The 19,360-nt window shown below is 65.3% G+C and carries 23 protein-coding genes; 6 read left to right on the plus strand and 17 right to left on the minus strand.

Annotation, left to right across the window (positions count from 1 at the left end; translation table 11 throughout):
- Nucleotides 1–11: 11 nt before the first annotated feature.
- From rpsC to rpsL, 12 genes are all read right to left on the minus strand, one after another.
- Nucleotides 12–755, minus strand: a complete 744-nt coding sequence (gene rpsC, locus GYH34_RS17575; RefSeq protein WP_161914687.1) for a 30S ribosomal protein S3 — start codon at nucleotides 753–755, stop codon at nucleotides 12–14.
- 12 nt (nucleotides 756–767) lie between these two features.
- Nucleotides 768–1,154 carry a 50S ribosomal protein L22 gene (gene rplV, locus GYH34_RS17580; protein ID WP_018266635.1) on the minus strand — a complete coding sequence of 129 codons (387 nt, stop codon included), beginning with the start codon at nucleotides 1,152–1,154 and terminating at the stop codon, nucleotides 768–770.
- A 5-nt stretch (nucleotides 1,155–1,159) separates the two neighbouring features.
- The gene (gene rpsS, locus GYH34_RS17585) at nucleotides 1,160–1,438 is read right to left on the minus strand and encodes a 30S ribosomal protein S19 (RefSeq protein ID WP_018266636.1); all 279 of its coding nucleotides are present in this window, start codon (nucleotides 1,436–1,438) and stop codon (nucleotides 1,160–1,162) included.
- A gap of 3 nt (nucleotides 1,439–1,441) precedes the next feature.
- The gene (gene rplB / locus GYH34_RS17590) at nucleotides 1,442–2,281 is read right to left on the minus strand and encodes a 50S ribosomal protein L2 (protein WP_036292388.1); all 840 of its coding nucleotides are present in this window, start codon (nucleotides 2,279–2,281) and stop codon (nucleotides 1,442–1,444) included.
- Nucleotides 2,282–2,303: 22 nt separating this feature from the next.
- Nucleotides 2,304–2,600, minus strand: coding sequence for a 50S ribosomal protein L23 (locus GYH34_RS17595; RefSeq protein WP_024881009.1), 297 nt, complete (start codon nucleotides 2,598–2,600; stop codon nucleotides 2,304–2,306).
- On the minus strand, nucleotides 2,597–3,217 hold the full coding sequence (gene rplD, locus GYH34_RS17600) for a 50S ribosomal protein L4 (RefSeq protein WP_161915078.1): 621 nt from the start codon (nucleotides 3,215–3,217) through the stop codon (nucleotides 2,597–2,599). Before rplD ends, GYH34_RS17595 begins: the two co-directional genes overlap by 4 nt.
- A gap of 6 nt (nucleotides 3,218–3,223) precedes the next feature.
- Nucleotides 3,224–3,937, minus strand: a complete 714-nt coding sequence (gene rplC / locus GYH34_RS17605) for a 50S ribosomal protein L3 (RefSeq protein WP_161914688.1) — start codon at nucleotides 3,935–3,937, stop codon at nucleotides 3,224–3,226.
- A 59-nt stretch (nucleotides 3,938–3,996) separates the two neighbouring features.
- A complete protein-coding gene (gene rpsJ, locus GYH34_RS17610) occupies nucleotides 3,997–4,305 on the minus strand; it encodes a 30S ribosomal protein S10 (protein ID WP_003613511.1) in 309 nt (102 codons plus the stop codon).
- A 110-nt stretch (nucleotides 4,306–4,415) separates the two neighbouring features.
- Nucleotides 4,416–5,606 (minus strand): elongation factor Tu, encoded by a 1,191-nt coding sequence (gene tuf, locus GYH34_RS17615; protein WP_161913871.1) that lies wholly within the window; start codon nucleotides 5,604–5,606, stop codon nucleotides 4,416–4,418.
- Nucleotides 5,607–5,648: 42 nt separating this feature from the next.
- Nucleotides 5,649–7,724: an elongation factor G gene (gene fusA / locus GYH34_RS17620; protein WP_161914689.1), complete on the minus strand. Its 2,076-nt coding sequence runs from the start codon at nucleotides 7,722–7,724 to the stop codon at nucleotides 5,649–5,651.
- Between the two features lie 35 nt (nucleotides 7,725–7,759).
- Nucleotides 7,760–8,230, minus strand: coding sequence for a 30S ribosomal protein S7 (gene rpsG / locus GYH34_RS17625; RefSeq protein WP_018266642.1), 471 nt, complete (start codon nucleotides 8,228–8,230; stop codon nucleotides 7,760–7,762).
- 12 nt (nucleotides 8,231–8,242) lie between these two features.
- The gene (gene rpsL, locus GYH34_RS17630; RefSeq protein WP_003610013.1) at nucleotides 8,243–8,614 is read right to left on the minus strand and encodes a 30S ribosomal protein S12; all 372 of its coding nucleotides are present in this window, start codon (nucleotides 8,612–8,614) and stop codon (nucleotides 8,243–8,245) included.
- Between the two features lie 491 nt (nucleotides 8,615–9,105).
- Between rpsL and GYH34_RS17635 the strand changes: the two genes are divergently transcribed.
- Together GYH34_RS17635 and hspQ are read left to right on the plus strand one after the other, a co-directional pair.
- Nucleotides 9,106–10,149 (plus strand): CoA ester lyase, encoded by a 1,044-nt coding sequence (locus GYH34_RS17635; RefSeq protein WP_161914690.1) that lies wholly within the window; start codon nucleotides 9,106–9,108, stop codon nucleotides 10,147–10,149.
- Nucleotides 10,150–10,257: 108 nt separating this feature from the next.
- A complete protein-coding gene (gene hspQ, locus GYH34_RS17640; RefSeq protein ID WP_024881014.1) occupies nucleotides 10,258–10,590 on the plus strand; it encodes a heat shock protein HspQ in 333 nt (110 codons plus the stop codon).
- 143 nt (nucleotides 10,591–10,733) lie between these two features.
- Here the strand turns inward: hspQ and GYH34_RS17645 are convergent, their stop codons facing one another.
- Nucleotides 10,734–11,456, minus strand: a complete 723-nt coding sequence (locus GYH34_RS17645) for an invasion associated locus B family protein (RefSeq protein WP_161914691.1) — start codon at nucleotides 11,454–11,456, stop codon at nucleotides 10,734–10,736.
- 311 nt (nucleotides 11,457–11,767) lie between these two features.
- Here GYH34_RS17645 and GYH34_RS17650 point away from each other — a divergent pair, with 311 nt between their 5' ends.
- Nucleotides 11,768–13,588, plus strand: coding sequence for an extracellular solute-binding protein (locus tag GYH34_RS17650; protein ID WP_161914692.1), 1,821 nt, complete (start codon nucleotides 11,768–11,770; stop codon nucleotides 13,586–13,588).
- Nucleotides 13,567–14,613 (plus strand): AMP-binding protein, encoded by a 1,047-nt coding sequence (locus GYH34_RS17655; RefSeq protein WP_161914693.1) that lies wholly within the window; start codon nucleotides 13,567–13,569, stop codon nucleotides 14,611–14,613. The genes GYH34_RS17650 and GYH34_RS17655 overlap by 22 nt, the downstream gene beginning before the upstream one ends.
- Here the strand turns inward: GYH34_RS17655 and GYH34_RS17660 are convergent.
- The 3 genes from GYH34_RS17660 to GYH34_RS17670 are packed head-to-tail and all read right to left on the minus strand — an operon-like array spanning nucleotide 14,607 to nucleotide 16,476.
- Nucleotides 14,607–15,035, minus strand: a complete 429-nt coding sequence (locus GYH34_RS17660) for a DUF1810 domain-containing protein (RefSeq protein WP_161914694.1) — start codon at nucleotides 15,033–15,035, stop codon at nucleotides 14,607–14,609. The genes GYH34_RS17655 and GYH34_RS17660 overlap by 7 nt on opposite strands.
- A 38-nt stretch (nucleotides 15,036–15,073) precedes the next feature.
- A complete protein-coding gene (locus GYH34_RS17665) occupies nucleotides 15,074–16,135 on the minus strand; it encodes a quinone-dependent dihydroorotate dehydrogenase (RefSeq protein ID WP_161914695.1) in 1,062 nt (353 codons plus the stop codon).
- Nucleotides 16,132–16,476 (minus strand): DUF952 domain-containing protein, encoded by a 345-nt coding sequence (locus GYH34_RS17670; RefSeq protein WP_161914696.1) that lies wholly within the window; start codon nucleotides 16,474–16,476, stop codon nucleotides 16,132–16,134. Before GYH34_RS17670 ends, GYH34_RS17665 begins: the two co-directional genes overlap by 4 nt.
- 203 nt (nucleotides 16,477–16,679) lie before the next feature.
- On the opposite strand from GYH34_RS17670, the gene GYH34_RS17675 reads away from it, so the two are divergent.
- A complete protein-coding gene (locus tag GYH34_RS17675) occupies nucleotides 16,680–17,909 on the plus strand; it encodes a multidrug effflux MFS transporter (RefSeq protein ID WP_161914697.1) in 1,230 nt (409 codons plus the stop codon).
- The gene (locus GYH34_RS17680; RefSeq protein WP_161914698.1) at nucleotides 17,906–18,193 is read left to right on the plus strand and encodes a hypothetical protein; all 288 of its coding nucleotides are present in this window, start codon (nucleotides 17,906–17,908) and stop codon (nucleotides 18,191–18,193) included. Before GYH34_RS17675 ends, GYH34_RS17680 begins: the two co-directional genes overlap by 4 nt.
- Before the next feature lie 106 nt (nucleotides 18,194–18,299).
- Here the strand turns inward: GYH34_RS17680 and GYH34_RS17685 are convergent, their stop codons facing one another.
- The gene (locus GYH34_RS17685; RefSeq protein WP_161914699.1) at nucleotides 18,300–19,289 is read right to left on the minus strand and encodes a bifunctional riboflavin kinase/FAD synthetase; all 990 of its coding nucleotides are present in this window, start codon (nucleotides 19,287–19,289) and stop codon (nucleotides 18,300–18,302) included.
- Nucleotides 19,290–19,360 lie beyond the last annotated feature (71 nt).

The raw sequence follows: 19,360 nt of genomic DNA on the forward strand, positions 1-19,360 counted from the left end.
AACTCTCGAAATTAGGCCGCGTCGCGCGGCTCGCGCGGCTCGCGACGGCGACGCTCGCCATGATGTTCGCGCTCACCGCCGCCGGCGGCCTGCTCGGCCAGGCGCTTGTCCTGCGCCATCGGATCATGCTCGAGGATCTCGCCCTTGAAGATCCAGACCTTGATGCCGCAAGCGCCATAAGCGGTATGCGCGGTGGCGACGCCATAGTCGACATCGGCGCGCAGCGTATGCAGCGGCACGCGGCCCTCGCGATACCATTCCAGGCGCGCGATTTCCGCGCCGCCGAGACGGCCCGAGCAATTGATGCGAATGCCTTGCGCCCCGAGCCGGATCGCCGACTGCACGGCGCGCTTCATCGCGCGGCGGAAGGCGACGCGGCGCTCGAGCTGCTGAGCGATCGAATCGGCGACCAGAGTGGCCTCGACCTCGGGCTTGCGCACCTCGACGATGTTGATCACCACTTCGCTGCCGGTGAGCCTGCCGACCAGCTTGCGGATCTTGTCGATGTCCGCGCCCTTCTTGCCGATGACGACGCCCGGACGCGCCGAGTGGATCGTCACGCGGCACTTCTTGTGCGGACGCTCGATGATGATGCGCGAGACCGCCGCCTGCTTGAGATTCTTGGCCACCGCTGCGCGAATGGCGAGATCCTCGTGCAGAAGCTTGGCGTATTCGCCCTTGCTCGCGAACCAGCGCGAGTCCCAGGTGCGGTTGACGCCGAGGCGCAGCCCGATCGGATTGACCTTCTGACCCATCGTTGGCTCCCTTTAGGCTTTCGCCGGCGTTTCGACTTCGCGGACGATGATCGTCAGATTCGCGAAGGGCTTCTCGATGCGGCTCGAGCGACCGCGGGCGCGCGCCGCGAAGCGCCGCATCACCAGCGACTTGCCGACGAAGGCCTGCGCGACGATCAGATCGTCGACGTCCAGACCGTGATTGTTCTCGGCGTTGGCGATGGCGCTCTCGAGGGTCTTCTTGACCTCGTGCGCGATGCGCTTGCGCGAGAACTCGAGATCGGCGAGAGCGCGATCGACCTTCTTGCCCCGAATGAGCTGGGCGAGAAGATTGAGCTTCTGCGGGGAGACGCGCAGCGTGTTGGCGACGGCTTTCGCCTCATTGTCGGCCAGCGCGCGCGGATTGCTCGGCTTGGACATGTTCGTCAGCCCCTCTTCGACTTCTTGTCCGCCGCGTGACCGTGGAAGGTGCGCGTCGGAGAGAATTCGCCGAACTTGTGCCCGATCATGTCTTCGCTGACAGACACAGGCACATGCTTGTGGCCATTGTGCACGCCGAAGGTGAGACCCACGAACTGCGGCAGAATGGTGGAGCGGCGGCTCCAAATCTTGATGATATCGCTGCGTCCCGAGGCGCGCGCGGTCTCCGCCTTCTTCAGCAGATAGCCGTCGACGAACGGGCCTTTCCAGATAGAGCGAGCCATGGATCAGCCCTTCTTCTTCTTGGCGTGCCGCGAGGACACGATGAATTTGTCGGTCTTCTTGTTCGTGCGGGTCTTCTTGCCCTTGGTCGGCTTGCCCCAGGGCGTGACCGGATGACGGCCGCCCGAGGTGCGGCCTTCGCCGCCGCCGTGCGGATGGTCGACCGGGTTCATGGTGACGCCGCGGTTATGCGGGCGACGGCCGAGCCAGCGCGAACGACCCGCCTTGCCGAGCGAGATGTTCATGTGATCCGGGTTCGACACCGCGCCGATCGTCGCGAAGCACTGCCCATGAACGAGGCGCTGCTCGCCCGAGTTCAGGCGAATGATCACATAGCCCTGATCGCGGCCGACGATCTGCGCATAATTGCCCGCCGAGCGCGCGATCGCGCCGCCCTTGCCGATCTTGATCTCGACATTGTGGACGATCGTGCCGACCGGAATATTGCCGATCGGCATGGCGTTGCCGGGCTTCACATCGACCTGAGCGCCCGAGATCACCTCGTCGCCGACCGAAAGACGCTGCGGCGCGAGAATATAGGACAGCTCGTCATCCGCATAACGGATGAGCGCGATGAAGGCGGTGCGGTTCGGATCATATTCGATCCGCTCCACCTTGCCGACGACATCGAGCTTGCGGCGCTTGAAGTCGACGAGGCGATAGGCCTGCTTGTGGCCGCCGCCGCGGAAACGCACGGTCACGCGCCCATTGTTGTTGCGGCCGCCCTTGGACGTCTTGCCCTCGGTGAGGGTCTTGACGGGCTTGCCCTTGTAGAGATCGCTGCGGTCGACGATGACGAGCTGACGAAGGCTCGGCGTGACCGGCTTGAATGTCTTCAGCGCCATGGTTTTGTCCTCGAGCCTACCTTTAGAGTCCCGTCGTCACGTCGATCTTATGGCCTTCGGCCAGCGTGACGACCGCCTTCTTCACATCCGACTGGCGGCCGCGCACGCCCTTGAAGGCGCGCAGCTTACCCTTGCGCAGCAGCGTGTTGACGGCCTCCACCTTCACGTCGAAGAGCCCCTCCACAGCCGCCTTGATCTGCGGCTTGGTGGCGGTCTTGGCGACATTGAAGACCACTTTGTTCTGCTCGGAAGCAATCGTCGCCTTCTCGGTGATGACCGGGGAGACGATCACGTCGTAGTGGCGCACATCCTTGCTCATTTCAGGCGCGCCTCCAGCGCATCGATCGCCGCGCGGGTCAGCACCAGCTTCTCCCGGCGCAGAATGTCATAGACATTGACGCCCTGGACCGGCAGCACGTCGATCCGCGGCAGATTGCGCGCGGCCAGCGCGAAATTGGCCTGCGGCTCCGCGCCGTCGATGATGAGCGCGCTGGAAAGCCCGGTCTTGTCGAAACCGGCCTTGAGCAGCTTGGTCTTCGGCTCGGTGAGCGAAGCGCTCTCCCAGACGATGATGGAGCCGTCCTTGGCTTTGGCCGAGAGCGCGTGCTTCAGAGCGAGAACGCGCACCTTCTTGGGCAGGTCGTGCTCATGACTGCGCACCACCGGACCGAAGGCGCGACCGCCGCCGATGAACTGCGGCGCGCGCCGCGATCCATGACGAGCGCCGCCCGTGCCTTTCTGCTTATGCAGCTTCTTGCCCGTGCGGGCGACGTCGGCGCGGTTCTTCACCGCATGCGTGCCGGCGCGCCGCTTGGCGAGCTGCCAGCGGATCATGCGGAAGATGAGATCCTGGCGCGGCTCGAGCCCGAAAATCTCGTCCGCCAGCTCGATCGAGCCGGCATCCTGGCCGTCGTACGACGTGACGCTGATCTGCACCACGGCTCAGTCCTCCTTCTTGTCTTCTTGCGCGGCGGGAGCTTCCGCCAGACGGTATTTGCCGGGCTGCGGCGCTTCGGCCGGCAGCGCCCGCTTCACCGCGTCGCGCACAAAAATCCAGCCGCCGGCATGTCCGGGCACGGAGCCCTCGACCAGCAGCAGGCCGCGCTCGACGTCAGTCTGCACGACCCGCAGATTCTGCGTGGTCACGCGGTCGACGCCCATATGGCCGGCCATTTTCTTGTTCTTGAAGGTCTTGCCCGGGTCCTGACGGCCGCCGGTCGAACCATGCGAGCGATGCGAGATCGACACGCCGTGGGTGGCGCGCAGGCCGCCGAAGTTCCAGCGCTTCATCGCGCCGGCGAAGCCCTTGCCGATCGTCGTGCCGGTCACGTCGACGAACTGGCCGACGACGAAATGATCGGCCGTGATCTCGGCGCCGACGGGAAGCAGTTCCGTCTCCTCGACGCGAAACTCGGCGAGCTTCAGCTTCGGCTCGACCTTGGCGACGGCGAAACGGCCGCGCTCGGCCCTGGAGACGTTCTTCACCTTGGCGTGGCCGATACCGAGCTGCACGGCGGTGTAGCCGTTCTGCTCCTTGGTCCGATGGGCGACGACTTGGCAGCCGTCGAGCTTCAGCACCGTGACCGGCACATGCTCGCCCGCTTCGGTGAAGACGCGGGTCATTCCGACCTTTTGCGCGATGACGCCAGACCGCATGATCTCTTCCTTCGAAAGGCGCATCGCTCTCGTCGCGAGAGGCGCCCGGTTCATTTTTATTAGAGCTTGATTTCGACGTCGACGCCGGCGGCGAGATCGAGCTTCATCAGCGCGTCCACCGTTTGCGGGGTCGGATCGACGATATCGAGCACGCGCTTGTGAGTCCTGATCTCGAACTGCTCGCGCGATTTCTTGTCGATGTGCGGCGAACGGTTCACCGTGAACTTCTCGATCTTGGTCGGCAGCGGGATCGGACCACGCACCTGAGCGCCCGTGCGCTTGGCGGTGGAGACGATCTCTTTCGTCGACGTATCGAGAATCCGGTGATCGAACGCCTTCAGGCGAATCCGGATATTCTGTCCGTTCATCAGCGTCTTCCTCTTGGACCGCGAGCCGCGGCGCGCTCTGGGCCGCGAGCCGTGAGGGCTCGCAGGCCGTTTCTCGAATGCGAGGCGAGACGCCCCGCGGTCCAAATTCCTTATTCGATGATCGAGGCGACGACGCCGGCGCCAACCGTGCGGCCGCCTTCGCGGATGGCGAAGCGCAGCTTCTCCTCCATGGCGATCGGAACGATGAGGTTCACCTCCATCGCCACATTATCGCCCGGCATCACCATCTCGACGCCCTCGGGGAGCGTCACAATGCCGGTCACATCCGTCGTGCGGAAGTAGAACTGCGGGCGATAGTTGGTGAAGAACGGCGTATGACGGCCGCCCTCTTCCTTCGTCAGAATATAGGCTTCCGCCTTGAACTTGGTGTGCGGCTTCACAGAGCCGGGCTTCGACAGAACCTGGCCGCGCTCCACGTCCTCGCGCTTGGTGCCGCGCAGCAGCGCGCCGATATTGTCGCCCGCCTCGCCCTGATCGAGCAGCTTGCGGAACATTTCGACGCCGGTCACGGTCGTCTTCACCGTCGGGCGAATGCCGACGATCTCGACTTCCTCGCCGACCTTGACCACGCCGCGCTCGACGCGGCCCGTCACCACCGTGCCGCGGCCCGAGATCGAGAACACGTCCTCGACCGGCATCAGGAAGGGCTGATCCTTCGGACGCTCCGGCTGCGGGATATATTCGTCGACCGTCTGCATCAGCTTCAGGATCGCGTCATGGCCGATCTCGGGCGTCTTGTTCTCGAGCGCCGCCAGGGCCGAGCCCTTGGTGATCGGAATATCGTCGCCGGGGAACTCGTATTTCGACAGAAGCTCGCGAACCTCGAGCTCGACGAGCTCGAGCAGCTCGGGATCGTCGACCATGTCGACCTTGTTCAGGAACACGACGAGCGCCGGCACGCCGACCTGGCGGGCGAGCAGAATGTGCTCGCGGGTCTGCGGCATCGGGCCGTCGGCGGCGGAGACGACGAGGATGGCGCCGTCCATCTGCGCGGCGCCGGTGATCATGTTCTTCACATAATCGGCGTGGCCGGGGCAGTCGACGTGCGCGTAGTGGCGATTGGTCGTCTCATACTCGACGTGGGCCGTCGAGATGGTGATGCCGCGCGCGCGCTCTTCCGGGGCCTTGTCGATCTGGTCATAGGCCGTGAAGGTCGCGCCGCCTGACTCGGCCAGAACCTTGGTGATCGCCGCCGTCAGCGACGTCTTGCCATGGTCCACGTGACCGATCGTGCCGATGTTGCAATGCGGCTTCGTGCGTGAGAATTTTTCCTTGGCCATGGCCACACTCCTTTAGAGACTGATTCCGCGACGTTGAGACGATCAGGCGTATTTCGCCTGAACCTTCTTCGACTCCGCCTCGGGGACCTGGTCGTAGTGATCGAATTGCATCGTGTAGTTCGCGCGTCCCTGGGTGAAGGAACGCAGCTGATTGACATAGCCGAACATGTTGGCGAGCGGCACCATCGCATCGACGACGACCGCATTGCCGCGCATGTCCTGACCCTGGATCTGCCCGCGCCGCGAGTTGATGTCGCCGATGACCGAGCCCGTATATTCCTCGGGCGTCACCACCTCGACCTTCATGATCGGCTCGAGCAGCACCGAACCGCCCTTCTGCAGCGCGTCACGGAACGCGGCGCGCGAAGCGATTTCGAAGGCGAGCACCGACGAGTCGACGTCGTGGAAGCCGCCGTCGATCAGCGTCGCCTTGACATCGACGACAGGGAAGCCCGCGAGAATGCCGGACCCCATCACGCTGTTGATGCCCTTCTCGACGCCGGGGATATATTCCTTCGGCACCGAGCCGCCGACGATCTTCGACTCGAAGACATTGCCGGCGCCGGGCTCGTTCGGCTCGAAAATAATGATGACGCGGGCGAACTGGCCGGTGCCGCCGGTCTGTTTCTTATGCGTGTAGTCGATCTCGACGCGCTTCGTCAGCCGCTCGCGATAGGCGACCTGCGGCGCGCCGATATTGGCGTCGACCTTATAGGTGCGCTTCAGAATATCGACCTTGATGTCGAGATGCAGCTCGCCCATTCCCTTCAGAATGGTCTGGCCGCTCTCCTGATCGGTCGAGACGCGGAAGGACGGATCCTCGGCCGCGAGCTTCTGGAGCGCGATGCCGAGCTTCTCCTGATCGGCCTTGGACTTCGGCTCGATGGCGATCTCGATGACCGGCTCCGGGAACTCCATGCGCTCCAGAATCGCGGGCTTCAGAGTGTCGCAGAGCGTGTCGCCAGTGCGGGTCTCCTTGAGGCCGGCGAGAGCGACGATGTCGCCCGCATAGGCTTCCTTGATGTCCTCGCGGTTATTGGCGTGCATCAGCAGCATGCGGCCGACGCGCTCTTTCTTGTCCTTGGTCGAGTTGAGCACGGTCGTGCCCGACTCGATCTTGCCGGAGTAGACGCGGCAGAAGGTGATGGTGCCGACGAAGGGGTCGTCCATGATCTTGAAGGCGAGCATGGAGAAAGGCTCGCTGTCCGACGGATTGCGCACCAGCTCGTCGCCGGTGTTCATGTCCACGCCCTTGATCGCCTCGCGATCGACGGGCGACGGCAGATAATCGACGACCGCGTCGAGCAGCGGCTGCACGCCCTTGTTCTTGAAGGCCGAGCCGCAGAACACCGGATGGAAGGCGGTATGACGCACAGCCTTGCGGACGAGCTTCTTCAGCGTCTCCTCGCTCGGCTCCTGACCGTCGAGATAGGCCGCCATGGCGTCGTCGTCGAGCTCGACCGCCGCCTCGATCAGCGTGGTGCGATACTCTTTCGCCTTCTCGACGAGATCGGCCGGAATCTCCTCGTCATGATATTTTGCGCCGAGACCCTCGTCGTCCCAGACCACCGCCTTCATGCGGACCAGATCGACAATGCCCTTGAACAGATTCTCGGAGCCGATCGGCAGCTGCAGGCAGACCGGCTTGCCGCCGACCTTGGTGACGATATCGTCGACGCAGCGATAGAAATCGGCGCCGATCTTGTCCATCTTATTGACGAAGACGACGCGCGGAACCGCATATTTGTCGGCCTGACGCCACACGGTCTCGGTCTGCGGCTCGACGCCCTGATTGCCGTCGAGAACGCAGACGGCGCCGTCGAGCACGCGCAGCGAACGCTCCACCTCGATGGTGAAGTCGACATGGCCGGGCGTGTCGATGATGTTCAGGCGCTTGCCGTTCCAGAAGGTCGTCGTCGCGGCGGAAGTGATCGTGATGCCGCGCTCCTGCTCCTGCTCCATCCAATCCATCGTCGCGGCGCCTTCATGCACCTCGCCGATCTTATGGCTCTTGCCGGAGTAGTACAGAATACGCTCGGTCGTCGTCGTCTTGCCCGCGTCGATGTGGGCCATGATGCCGAAGTTGCGATAGTCTTCGATGGGATGGCTACGGGGCATTTGAGATGTCCTCGATCAGAGGGCGACGAAAAGGGTTACCAGCGATAGTGCGAGAAGGCGCGGTTCGCTTCCGCCATGCGGTGCGTGTCCTCGCGCTTCTTCACCGCATTGCCGCGGTTGTTGGAGGCGTCGAGCAGCTCCGCCGAAAGACGATCGACCATCGTCTTGTCGTTGCGGGCGCGCGCCGCCGTGATGATCCAGCGGATCGCCAGCGCCTGACGGCGCTCGTTGCGAACCTCGACCGGCACCTGATAGGTGGCGCCGCCGACGCGCCGCGAGCGAACCTCGATGGCCGGCGCGACATTCTCGAGCGCCGACTTGAACACCTGCAGAGGATCGCTCTTGGCCTTGGCCTCGATGATGTCGAAGGCTCCGTAGACGATCGCCTCGGCGACCGACTTCTTGCCGTCGTACATGATCGAGTTCATGAACTTGGTGACGACGGAATCGCCGAACTTGGCGTCCTCGATGATTTCCCGCTTCTCGGCGCGATGGCGACGCGACATGTCTCTCGCTCCTTACTTCGGACGCTTCGCGCCGTATTTCGAACGGCGCTGCTTACGATCCTTGACGCCCTGCGTGTCGAGCACGCCGCGCAGAATATGATAGCGCACGCCGGGAAGGTCCTTCACGCGGCCGCCGCGGATCATGACCACCGAGTGCTCCTGGAGGTTATGACCCTCGCCGGGGATGTAGCCGATGACCTCGAAGCCATTGGTCAGGCGCACCTTGGCGACCTTGCGGAGAGCCGAGTTCGGCTTCTTCGGCGTCGTCGTGTAGACGCGCGTGCAGACGCCGCGCTTCTGGGGGCAGGCCCCGAGATGGCGGGACTTCTCGCGGTAGGTCTTCGGTTGCCGCGGCTTGCGGATCAACTGGCTGATCGTCGGCATTCCAGTTCCTTCGCTCCAGATCCTGAGCGCTCGTCCTCGCGCGCCCGGCGAATTGGCGAATAATCGATACCCCGCTCGCATTCGCTAGAACGCAAGCGAGCTGAGCGCCCTCGGCCCTCCGGCCCAAGGCGCTCCTCATGCAGAGGACCCCGTTTCCGGGGTCGTGCCTTCCTGGAGGACGCTGGCGCGCCCTATGATTACCAACTGCTTGGCAGTCTCAGGTGAGGCCGACAGCGTATAAGTTCGAAGGGTCGCGAGCGCGGCGCTTGCGACGACGTGAACTTACTGCCTGTCGAAAGTGGGCGGAACCTAATGGCGTGTTACCGCCGCGTCAAGCGCAGATTGTGTCATGTAGAAGAAAATTAGTGGTTGGCGGAAATGGAGGCGAAAGCCGGGCCTTAGAGGGGGCGCGAGCGCAGGCGCGCCCTATTCCCTCCGCCGAAAAGACCGGCTATCGCTGCGGGCACTTCCTTACGAGAAAGAGCCGCACGATGAAACTCCCCAATCAATTCTACCGCCCGCTCGCCATTGGCGCGCCGGCGCCCTTGCGTGAGCTTCCGGTCAAGGTCGAGCGGATGATTCATTTCGTGCCGCCGCATTTGGAGAAGCTGCGCGCCAAGGTGCCGGAGCTCGTCCGCCAGGTGGATGTGGTGCTCGGTAACCTCGAGGACGCCATTCCCGCCGACGCCAAGGAAGCCGCCCGCAAAGGCTTCATCGAGATGGCCAATTCGACGGAGTTCGGCTCCACCGGTCTGTGGACGCGCATCAATTCGCTGAACTCGCCCTGGATTCTCGACGATCTGATCGAGATTGTCGCCGCCGTCGGCAATAAGCTCGATGTGGTGATGCTGCCCAAGGTGGAGGGCCCCTGGGACATTCATTATCTCGATCAGCTGCTCGCGCAGCTCGAGGCCCGCAATGGCGTGACCAAGCCCATTCTCATTCACGCCATCCTCGAGACGGCCGAGGGCGTGAAGAATGTGGACGCCATCGCGGCGGCGAGCCCGCGCATGCATGGCATCAGCCTCGGTCCGGCCGATCTCGCGGCCTCGCGCGCAATGAAGACGACGCGCGTCGGCGGCGGCCATCCCGATTATCGCGTGCTCGCGGACGCCGATCCGGGCCAGGGCCTGCGCCCCTCCTATCAGCAGGATTTGTGGCATTACACCATCGCCAAAATGGTGGACGCCTGCGCCTCGGCGGGAATCAAGGCGTTTTACGGGCCCTTCGGCGATTTCTCCGATTCGCCGGCCTGCGAATCGCAGTTCCGCAACGCCTTCCTGCTCGGCTGCGCGGGCGCCTGGTCGCTGCATCCGACGCAGATCGCCATCGCCAAGCGCGTCTTCTCGCCCGATCCGGCGGAAGTGGCTTTCGCCCGCCGCGTGCTGGAGGCGATGCCGGACGGCACCGGCGCGGTGATGATCGACGGCCGCATGCAGGACGACGCCACCTGGAAGCAGTGCAAGGTCGTCGTCGATCTCGCCCGTCAGGTCGCCGCCAATGATCCAGATTATGCGGCGATCTACGGCTTCTGAGCCCTGCGCGCGGGCGGTCCGCCGCCCGCGCTTTACAGCGTTGACGCCAATGGCGGCGCTGCGCTACCGTTTCGTCCGGTATGCAGCGTAACAATGGCGTCGATCGATATGACGAGAGAATGTAGCGCCAAATTCACGATCGGGCAGGTCGTCAAGCACCGTCGCTATCCGTTTCGCGGCGTGATCTACGATGTCGATCCCGAATTCGCCAATACGGAAGAATGGTGGCTGTCCATTCCCGAGGAAGTCCGGCCGCGCAAGGACCAGCCCTTCTACCATTTGTTCGCCGAAAATTCCGAGACGGAATATGTCGCCTATGTCTCGGAGCAGAATCTCCTGCCCGACAATTCCGGCGACCCGGTGCGTCATCCGCAGGTCGAGGAGACCTTCGAGCGCTCCTCCGACGGCTATTATCGCGTGAAGTCGGCCAAGCGGCACTGAGACGCTCGTTTTAGCGGGACGCCGAGCGCGAAAGGCGCGACATTCCCGACGCTCGCGCGGCGCGCCGCGCAATCCTCGGCGCCCGCGTCGCAGACGAAAATAGAGCGCGACCTTCCGTGACCGGAAGATCGCGCCTCTCGAACTTACTTGCCCGCCGGCTTCTGTTGGCTCTCGAGCTTCTTGCGCTCGTCGTCGGCCTTCTTCTGCAACTCTTCCTGCAGCTTCTTCTGCTGCTCCTCGAGCACCTTGGGATCGACGGCCGGGCCGTCATAGGATTTGCCGAAACCCGTCAGCGGCAGAAGGAAGGTCACTTCATTGTTGACCTGGTTCTTGACCACGATGGTCATCTTGTCGGCTTTCTTCATCTGGTCGACGAGCGCCGCCTTGACCTTGGCCTGCGCGAAGCAGCCATTGGGGAAGCAGATCTCGAACTCGCCGGCGTCCAGCGCGCCTGCGCCGACGGCGAAGCGGAAGCCCGGCTTCAGCAGCAGGCCCGGCGGCAGCAGCAGACGGATGATCTTGCTATCGTCGCCCTTGGGATCATAGACGGCGAGCGCCAGCAGAGGCTGGTCGGCCTGAGCGCCGAAATCGCGCGTCGTGTAGCAGATTTCCTTCTTCGACTGCTGATCCGCGCCGCAGACCTTGGTCCATTCCGGCTGCACGGGGACGAGATCGGCCTTGATCGGTCCCTGAGGCTGCTGTTGCTGAGCCGGAGCCGGCTGCTGCGCCGGAGCGGGCGCAGGGGCCGGAGCCGGAGCGGCGGGCTTATGAGCCGGCGGCTTCTGCTGAGCCTGCGCCACGCCCGCCGTAACGAGGAGGGTCCCCGTCAGAACCGCAGCGAAGATCCGCGGAAATTGAATTGGCATAAGTCGTCCTTTCGAGTAGTGCACGATCGAGTGGGCGCACGGGGCGTCATTCGCCGCGAGGAAAGAGCCTCTTACCTCCCCGTCCTCGGTCTTCGCCCTGGGACGGGGCGAAAGGTAGACGGCTAGCCTCATACAAAATCGACGCGCCGAATTCCAGCGGCCTGCGCGAGCCTCGAGCGAGACCGCCCCGCGCCGGGGGACGAGACGCCCAAGCCTATGCAGCCCTCGTATTTCCAAGAACATATGTGAATACCCCGAGTCCGTCCAAGACGTCTTGTCCCGGTCAACCCGCCCTGGAATATGGTCTGCCCATGACGATTCGAGCGATTCGCGCCGCAATTCTCGCCACGCTTTTCCCCTTGTTCTTCGCGAGCGGGCAAGGCGCGAGCGCCGTCGCCGCAGAGAGCCACGGCCTCGCCATGCATGGCGAGCCGGCTCTGCCGGCCGATTTCGATCATCTCCCCTACGCCGATCCACAGGCGAAACAGGGCGGACGGCTGCGAATCGGCCTGCAGGGCGCCTTCGACAGCCTCAATCCTTTCAACCTCAAGGCCGGCTCGACCGCGCAAGGGCTGGAGGGCAATGTCATTCAGCGGCTGATGGCGCGCTCGCTGGACGAGCCCTTCACCGTCTATGGCGTGCTGGCGCGCTCGATCGAGGTCGATGATTCGCGCGAGCATGTGACCTTCCATCTCGATCCGCGCGCCCGCTTCTCCGATGGCGCGCCGCTCACCTCGGCGGATGTGCGCTTCTCCTTCGATCTGCTGAAGGCCAAGGGCCGTCCGCAGCAGCGCAGCGCCTATGGGCTGGTGAAGCGCGTCGAGACGCCGGATGCGCAGACGATCAGCTTCGATCTCACCGGCGCCAATGATCGCGAGCTGCCGCTCATTCTCGGCTTTCTGCCCGTGCTGCCCAAGCACGCCACCGATGTCGAGCATTTCACCGACGCCACGCTGAAGCCGCCGATCGGCTCCGGCCCCTATGTGGTCGAGGAGGTCGAGCCCGGCGCGCGGCTCGTGCTGAAGCGCGATCCCGCCTATTGGGGCAAGGACCTGCCCATGCAGCGCGGGCTCTATAATTTCGATCAGATCGACGTGAATTATTTCCGCGACGCCAATTCGCTGTTCGAGGCCTTCAAGGCCGGCGTCGTCGATTATCGCGAGGAGTCCAACACCACGCGCTGGGCCAGCGGATATGACTTCCCCGCCGTGCGCGACGGGCGCGTCGCCGTGGAGACTCTGCCGAGCCCCGGCCCCAAGGGCATGGAAGGCTTCGTCTTCAACACGCGGCGGCCGATGTTCCAGGACGCGCGGCTGCGCGAGGCTCTGGGCCTGATGTTCGATTTCGAGTGGATCAACGCCAATCTCTATTCGGGCCTCTACACGCGCACCAAGAGCTTCTTCGACGAGTCGGAGCTCGCCTCCACCGGCCGCCCGGCCAGCGAGGCGGAGCGCGCTTTGCTCGCCCCCTTCCCCGGCGCCGTGCGCGAGGACATTCTGGAAGGGCGCTGGCGCCCGCCCGTGCATGACGGCACCGGCCGCGACCGCGAGCCCGCCCGCCGCGCGCTGGAACTGCTCGGCGAGGCCGGCTACAAGCTCGTCGACAATCGGCTGGTGAAGAACGGCGATCCGCTCTCCTTCGAGATCATGGTCGCCAATCGCGATCAGGAGCGTCTGGCGCTGTTCTTCGCCTCCTCGCTGCAGCGCATCGGCGTGACGGCGAGCGTGCGCCTCGTGGACGAGGTGCAATATCAGCGTCGCCGGCAAAAGTTCGAATTCGACGTGATGTTCGGAACCTGGACCGCCTCCGCCTCGCCCGGCAATGAGCAGCGCATGCGCTGGGGCTCCGCAAGCGCCGCGCAAGAAGGCTCGTATAATCTCGCGGGAGCCTCCTCTCCGGCGATAGACGCGCTCATCGCAGCGCTGCTGTCCGCGCGCGGGCGCGAGGATTTCGTCGCCGCCGTGCGCGCCTACGACCGCGCGCTTCTCTCCGGTTTCTACATCGTGCCGCTCTATCACTCCTCGACGCAATGGATCGCTCACTCGACGAAAATCGCGAGGCCGTCGAAATTGCCCCGCTACTCTCCCTTGTTTGGCGCCACGCTCGAGACATGGTGGAGGACGGAGCCGTGACGCTCGCCGATAGCTCCGGCCGCGCGCTCTCCCGCGCGCATCCGCTGACCATGTTCGGCCTCGACGCGCTGATCGCCGGCGCGGCGCGGCTGCGCCCCATGCGCCTCGCCGCCGCCGACGCCTCGACCGGCGCGGCGATCGACCACGCCGAGCTCGACCGCCGCGTCGCCGCCTTTCGCGCCGATCTGCGCAGCTTCGATTTGCAGCCCGGCGAGCGCATCATTCTCTTCGCTGCGCCGACCAGCGCGACGCTGATCGCGCTCATCGGAATCATCTCCGCCGGCCTCGAGCCGGTGACGGCGCCGCTCGGCCTCTCGATCGGCGCGCTGGCGGCGGGCGCGCGCGCCGTCGCGGCCGCGGCGCTCATCGCGCCGGCCTCGATCGGCGGCGAGAGCCTCGAGGAGCTGGTCTTCGGCGTCGCCGCGCAAGCGCCGTCGATAAGGCTCATCGGCTCGCTCGACGGGACCATAGACGGCGCCGTCGATTTCGGCCCGCGCTCGCGCAGCGAGAATGATTCGTCCGCCTCGACGCGCGCCGCGCCGGGCAAAAAAGTGCTGGTCGGCGCGCTGGACCAATATGGCGCGCCGCATTTCCACGAGCAGGCGGGGCTCGTCTCCAGCGGGCTCGGCCTCATCGCCAAGGCGCATGTCAATGGCTCGGCGCCGCTGCTGTCGCTGGTCTCGCCGGGCTCGATCGGCGGCCTCGTCGCGGGGCCGCTCGCCGCGCTGCTCTCCGGCGCGGCGCTGCATTTCCTCGCGCCTTTCGACGGCGCCGATTTCCTCGCGACGCTCGACGCGCTCGGCCCGCTGCGCCTCGTCGCGCCGCGCGCGGCGATGGCCGATCTCGACGCCGCCGGACTGCTGACGAGCGGCGCGCTGCTCGCCTGCGTCGCCGTCCATCGCGCCGGCGAGGACGAGCCCGCCTTCGAGCCCTCGCACCCCTATTCCTGCCCGATCATCGAGATCGGCGCGGACGGCGCCCTCCGCGCCCCGCCCCGCCCTGCGGCGGGCCGCGCCGCCTATTGAGCGAGGCGGCGCAGCGTCGCCGTATCCCGCGCGCCGCCGCAGCAGCGCGCGATCGCTTCGGCGAACAGCGTCTCCCGCGGCGCCGCTTCGGCGAAGAGCGTCATGGAGGATTTGAATTTGAGATCGTCCGGCGCGCCGAAAATCTCGGCGAGCGGACGCTCCGCGGCGACAACGAGACGCGTGCAGGCGCGCAGCCTCTCGCCCAATACCTCATGCACTAGAAACGCGCGCGCTTCCGCCGCCGAGCCTATCGCATAGCGCTTCGCCATGGCGCTGGAGCCCAGCCCCTCGAGCTGCGGAAAGACGAACCACATCCAATGCGTTCGCTTGCGCCCCGCGGCGAGCTCCGCCATAGCCGTCTCGATGACGGGAGCCTGCGCCTCGACGAAACGGCGTAGATCGAAGGGATCGTCGTCCGACATGCTTCGCCTCCGTCGGCGCGGGAATGCCCGCTATCCCGCTACTTCGCGCGCGCCCGCCGTCCGACCAGCGTCGCCAGCGTCACGCCCTCGCGCTCCAGCGTCTCCAAAATCCCGCTCTTGATGCGCCCGACCAGCCCCGGCCCCTCATAGACGAGCGCGCTATAGAGCTGCACCAGGCTCGCCCCCGCCTCGATCTTGGCGAGCGCCGCCGCCGCCGAATCGACGCCGCCGACGCCGATGAGCGGAAACTGCCCCTCGACGCGCAGAAACGTCTCGGCGAGCATTTTCGTCGAGAGATCGAAGAGCGGCGCGCCCGAGAGCCCGCCCGCCTCTTTCGCGAAAGGCGAGGCCAAAGTCTGCGGCCGCGCCAGCGTCGTGTTGGAGACGATCATTCCGTCGATCTCTCTCGCGCGCGCGACGCTCACCACATCGTCCAGCTGCTCGAGCGAAAGATCCGGCGCGATCTTCAACAATACGGGGCGCCGGCGCTTGGCCCGCTCGCGCGCCGAAAGCACGCGCGCCAACAGCTCGGAGAGCGCGGTCTTCTCCTGCAGATCGCGCAGGCCGGGCGTGTTGGGCGAGGAGACATTGACGGTGAAATAGCTCGCCAGCTCGGAAAAGGCCGCAATGCCGCGCTCATAATCGGCGATGCGGTCGGCGGCGTCCTTATTGGCGCCGATGTTCACGCCGACGATGCCGCCGCGCGTGCGTCGGGCGAGCAGCCGCTCAAAGGCGAGCGTATGGCCGACATTGTTGAAGCCGTAGCGATTGACGATTCCGCGATCCTCGGCCAGCCGGAACACGCGCGGACGGGCGTTGCCGGCCTGCGGACGCGGCGTCAGCGTGCCGACCTCCGCGAAGCCGAAGCCCATGGCCAGCATGGCGTCCGGGACTTCGGCGTTTTTGTCGAAGCCGGCGGCGAGTCCGATCGGATTGGGAAAGTCGAGGCCGAAGGCGCTGACCGCGAGGCGCGGATCGTCGCGCAGGGGCTTCGGCGCCGGCATCAGCTGCAGAGCGACGATCGTCGCCTGATGCGCCGTCTCCGGCGGCAGGCGGCGAAACAGCGCGGTGGCGAGATCGCCGAAGAACACCTCGATCATTCGAGCAGCCCCGCGAAATCATGGCCGCCATCCGCGCGCATCGGCGGCGCCGAGACCTTTGCGACGCGCTCAACCGGCAGCGTTCCGTAGAGATGGGGGAAAAGATCGCCGCCGCGGGAGGGCTCCCATTTCAGCACATCGCCCAGAGGCTCGGCCTCGACCGCGACGAGCAGAAGATCGGCGACGCCGTTGAAATAGCGCGCCGCCGTCTCCTCGACCTGCGCGCGCGTCGAGAAATGAATGTAGCCGTCGGCAAGATCGATCCCGGCGCCGGCGAAAACGCCCGCCGCCTCGGCCTCACGCCAGAGGGAAGCGGGGAGGAGCTTGTAGATGAGTGTCATGTCGGAGAGATAGCAGGCGTTCGGGGCGCCGCGGTAGGGGGTCGAGTGAAGGGCTTGACCGCCGCCGACGTAAAGATATATCTTAGATCGATCAAAATATGAACGATCCTTCATCTTCAAACTTCGGCTCGATCCAATCCTTGAGCCTTCGAACCCGGCGCAAACGCAAAAAGAGCGCCGAACGAACAGGTGAAACTCCCCTCATGCAAGACACATCTTCCAGGCGCATCGCGCCCATTCTCGGAGCGCTCGGCGCTCTCGGGCCGCTGTCGATCGATATGTATCTGCCGGCCATGCCGCAGATCGCGGCGGGTCTGAATATCGGTGAAGGACAGGTGCAGTTCAGCCTCATGTCCTTCTTCGCCGGCCTCATGATCGGCCAGCTCTTCTACGGCCCGATTTCCGATTCCATCGGCCGCAAGCCGGTCATCTATGCCGGGCTCCTCTTGTTCATCATCGGCTCCATCGGCAGCATCACCGCCGCGACGGCCGAGCAGCTCTCCGCCTGGCGCTTCATCCATGGGCTCGGCGGCTCGGCCGGCATGGTGATGGGCCTCGCCATTGTGCGCGACATGTATACCGGGCAAACGGCCGCCAAGCTCGTCGCGATGATGATGCTCGTCTTCGGCGTCGCGCCGATTGTCGCGCCTCTGTTGGGCTCGGCGATCATCGCCGTCGCGCCATGGCAGGCTCTGTTCGGCGCGCTGGCGCTTTTCGGCGTCGCCGATCTCGTCCTGGTGTGGATCGCATTGCCGGAGACGCGCATGGAAGAGCTTCGCGCCGCCAGCCGCCCGCTCGACGCCGCCCGAAACTACGCGCATCTTCTCGTCAGCCGCCGCTTTCTCCCTTATGTGGCGGTGACGGCATTCTCGCAGGCTGGATTTTTCGCCTATCTCGCCGGCTCCTCCTTTGTCTTCATTTCGCTGCATGGCCTGACGCCCGCCGCCTATAGCGCTGTCTTCGCCGTCAACTCCATCGGCCTGATGGCGGCCGCGCAGACCGCGCCGTGGCTGATGGGCCGTTTCCAGCCGCAAACGATCGTACGCGCCTCTGTCGTGATCTATGCGGCGACGGCCGTCTTGCTGGCGGCGGTCGAAACGGCCGGCGGCGCGAGTCTCATCACCCTCGCCGTGTCGCTCTTCATCATCATCGCAGCCAGGGCTGTCGTCATGCCGATCTGCAGCGTCATGGCGCTCGAATCCTATGGCGCGATTTCCGGCACGGCCTCGGCGCTGCTCGGAGCGCTGCAATTCGGCGCCGGAACATTCGCCTCCTTCATCGTCGGCGCGACAGCCAATGGCGCCGCGCTGCCGATGATCGCCGCTATCGCCGCTTGCGGAGTCGCCGCATGCATCGTGGCGTTCGCCGCCTTTCCCGAGCCGGCTTCCGCCCTTTCGCAGGAGCGGCGCCCCGAGCCCGCGTCGGCCCCATGACCCCCGCCCAATTCCACGCCTCCCTCGCCGCCGCGACGCCCCCTGCCCTCTCGCCGCCGCTGCTCGCGCTGTGGAAAAACGCCAAAGGCGACTGGGACGGCGCGCATAAATGCGTCGATACGTCCGGCGAGGCGGACGCAATGTGGGTGCATGCGTTTCTGCATCGCGCGGAAGGCGATCTCGGCAACGCCGCCTATTGGTACGCGCGCGCCGGCAAGCCGCCCGCGACCGGCCCGCTCGGGCAAGAATTCGAGACGATTCTCGCCGCTCTGCTGGGGCGATAAGAACCAGCCCCTCACCCTGAGGAGCCGGCGCAGCCGGCGTCTCGAAGGGTCGGAGCAACTGCCTTCTGGAGCATCCTTCGAGGCTTTTTGCTGCGCAAAAAGCGCCTCAGGATGAGGGCTCTGTGTGCCTCAGAGCGAGAATCTCCCGCGCCTTCGCCGCGTCCTCGCGCATTTGCGCCGTGAGCGCGTCGAGCGAGGGGAATTTCGCCTCGCCGCGGATGAAGCCGATGAAGGCGACCTCCACCGTCTTGCCGTAGAGATCGCCGTCGAAATCGAAGACGAAAACCTCGAGCAGCGGCGCGCCCTCCGCCTCCACCGTCGGGCGACGGCCGAAATTGGCGACGCCCTCGCGCAGCACGCCGTCCACTTCCAGCGTCACCGCGTAAATGCCGTGGCGCAGCTTGCTGGAGGGGTCCAGCGCGATATTGGCGGTCGGAAAGCCGAGCGTGCGGCCGAGCTGGCGGCCGCGGGTCACGACGCCCTCGACGAAATAAGGATGGCCGAGCAGCTTGGTCGCCAGCGCGACGTCGCCGGCGGCGAGCGCCTCGCGCGTCGCGGTGGAGGAGACCGCCTCGAGGCTGCCGGCCTCGTCCTGCGTGATTCGCGGCACGATCTCGACAATGAAGCCCAGCCGCTCGCCCTCGGCGCGCAGAAACTCGGGATTGCCGGCGCGCTTGGCCCCGAAGCAGAAATCATAGCCCGCGATCGCCGCAGAGACGCCGAGCCTGTTACGAAGAATCTCCTCGGTGAACTCCTGCGGCGGACGGGCGGCGAAATCCTTGTCGAAGGTGAGGATCACCATTCCGTCGAGGCCGAGGCGGGCGAGCAGCGCGGCCTTGGCGTCCGGCGGCGTCAGCCGGAAGATGATCGATTTTCCGGCGAAGCAATCGGCCGGATGCGGCTCGAAAGTGAGCAGCGCGCAGGGCTTGCCGAGCTTTTGCGCCAGAGCCTGCGCATGGGCGATGACGCCGCGATGGCCGCGATGCAGCCCGTCGAAATTGCCGATGGCGACGACCGCCCCCTCGAGCCCCGGCGGCGGGGCGAGCGGATCGCGGGCGACGATGAAGGGATGCGCGAAAGGCAAGGCGGCGTCCAAGGCTTTGTGCGGTGCAGGAGCCGGCTCACTTTGGTTCGGATGGCGCGCCATGTCCAGAGCGAGGGGGTCGC

The organism is Methylosinus sp. C49 (genome assembly GCF_009936375.1).
In the GTDB taxonomy this organism is placed as follows: domain Bacteria; phylum Pseudomonadota; class Alphaproteobacteria; order Rhizobiales; family Beijerinckiaceae; genus Methylosinus.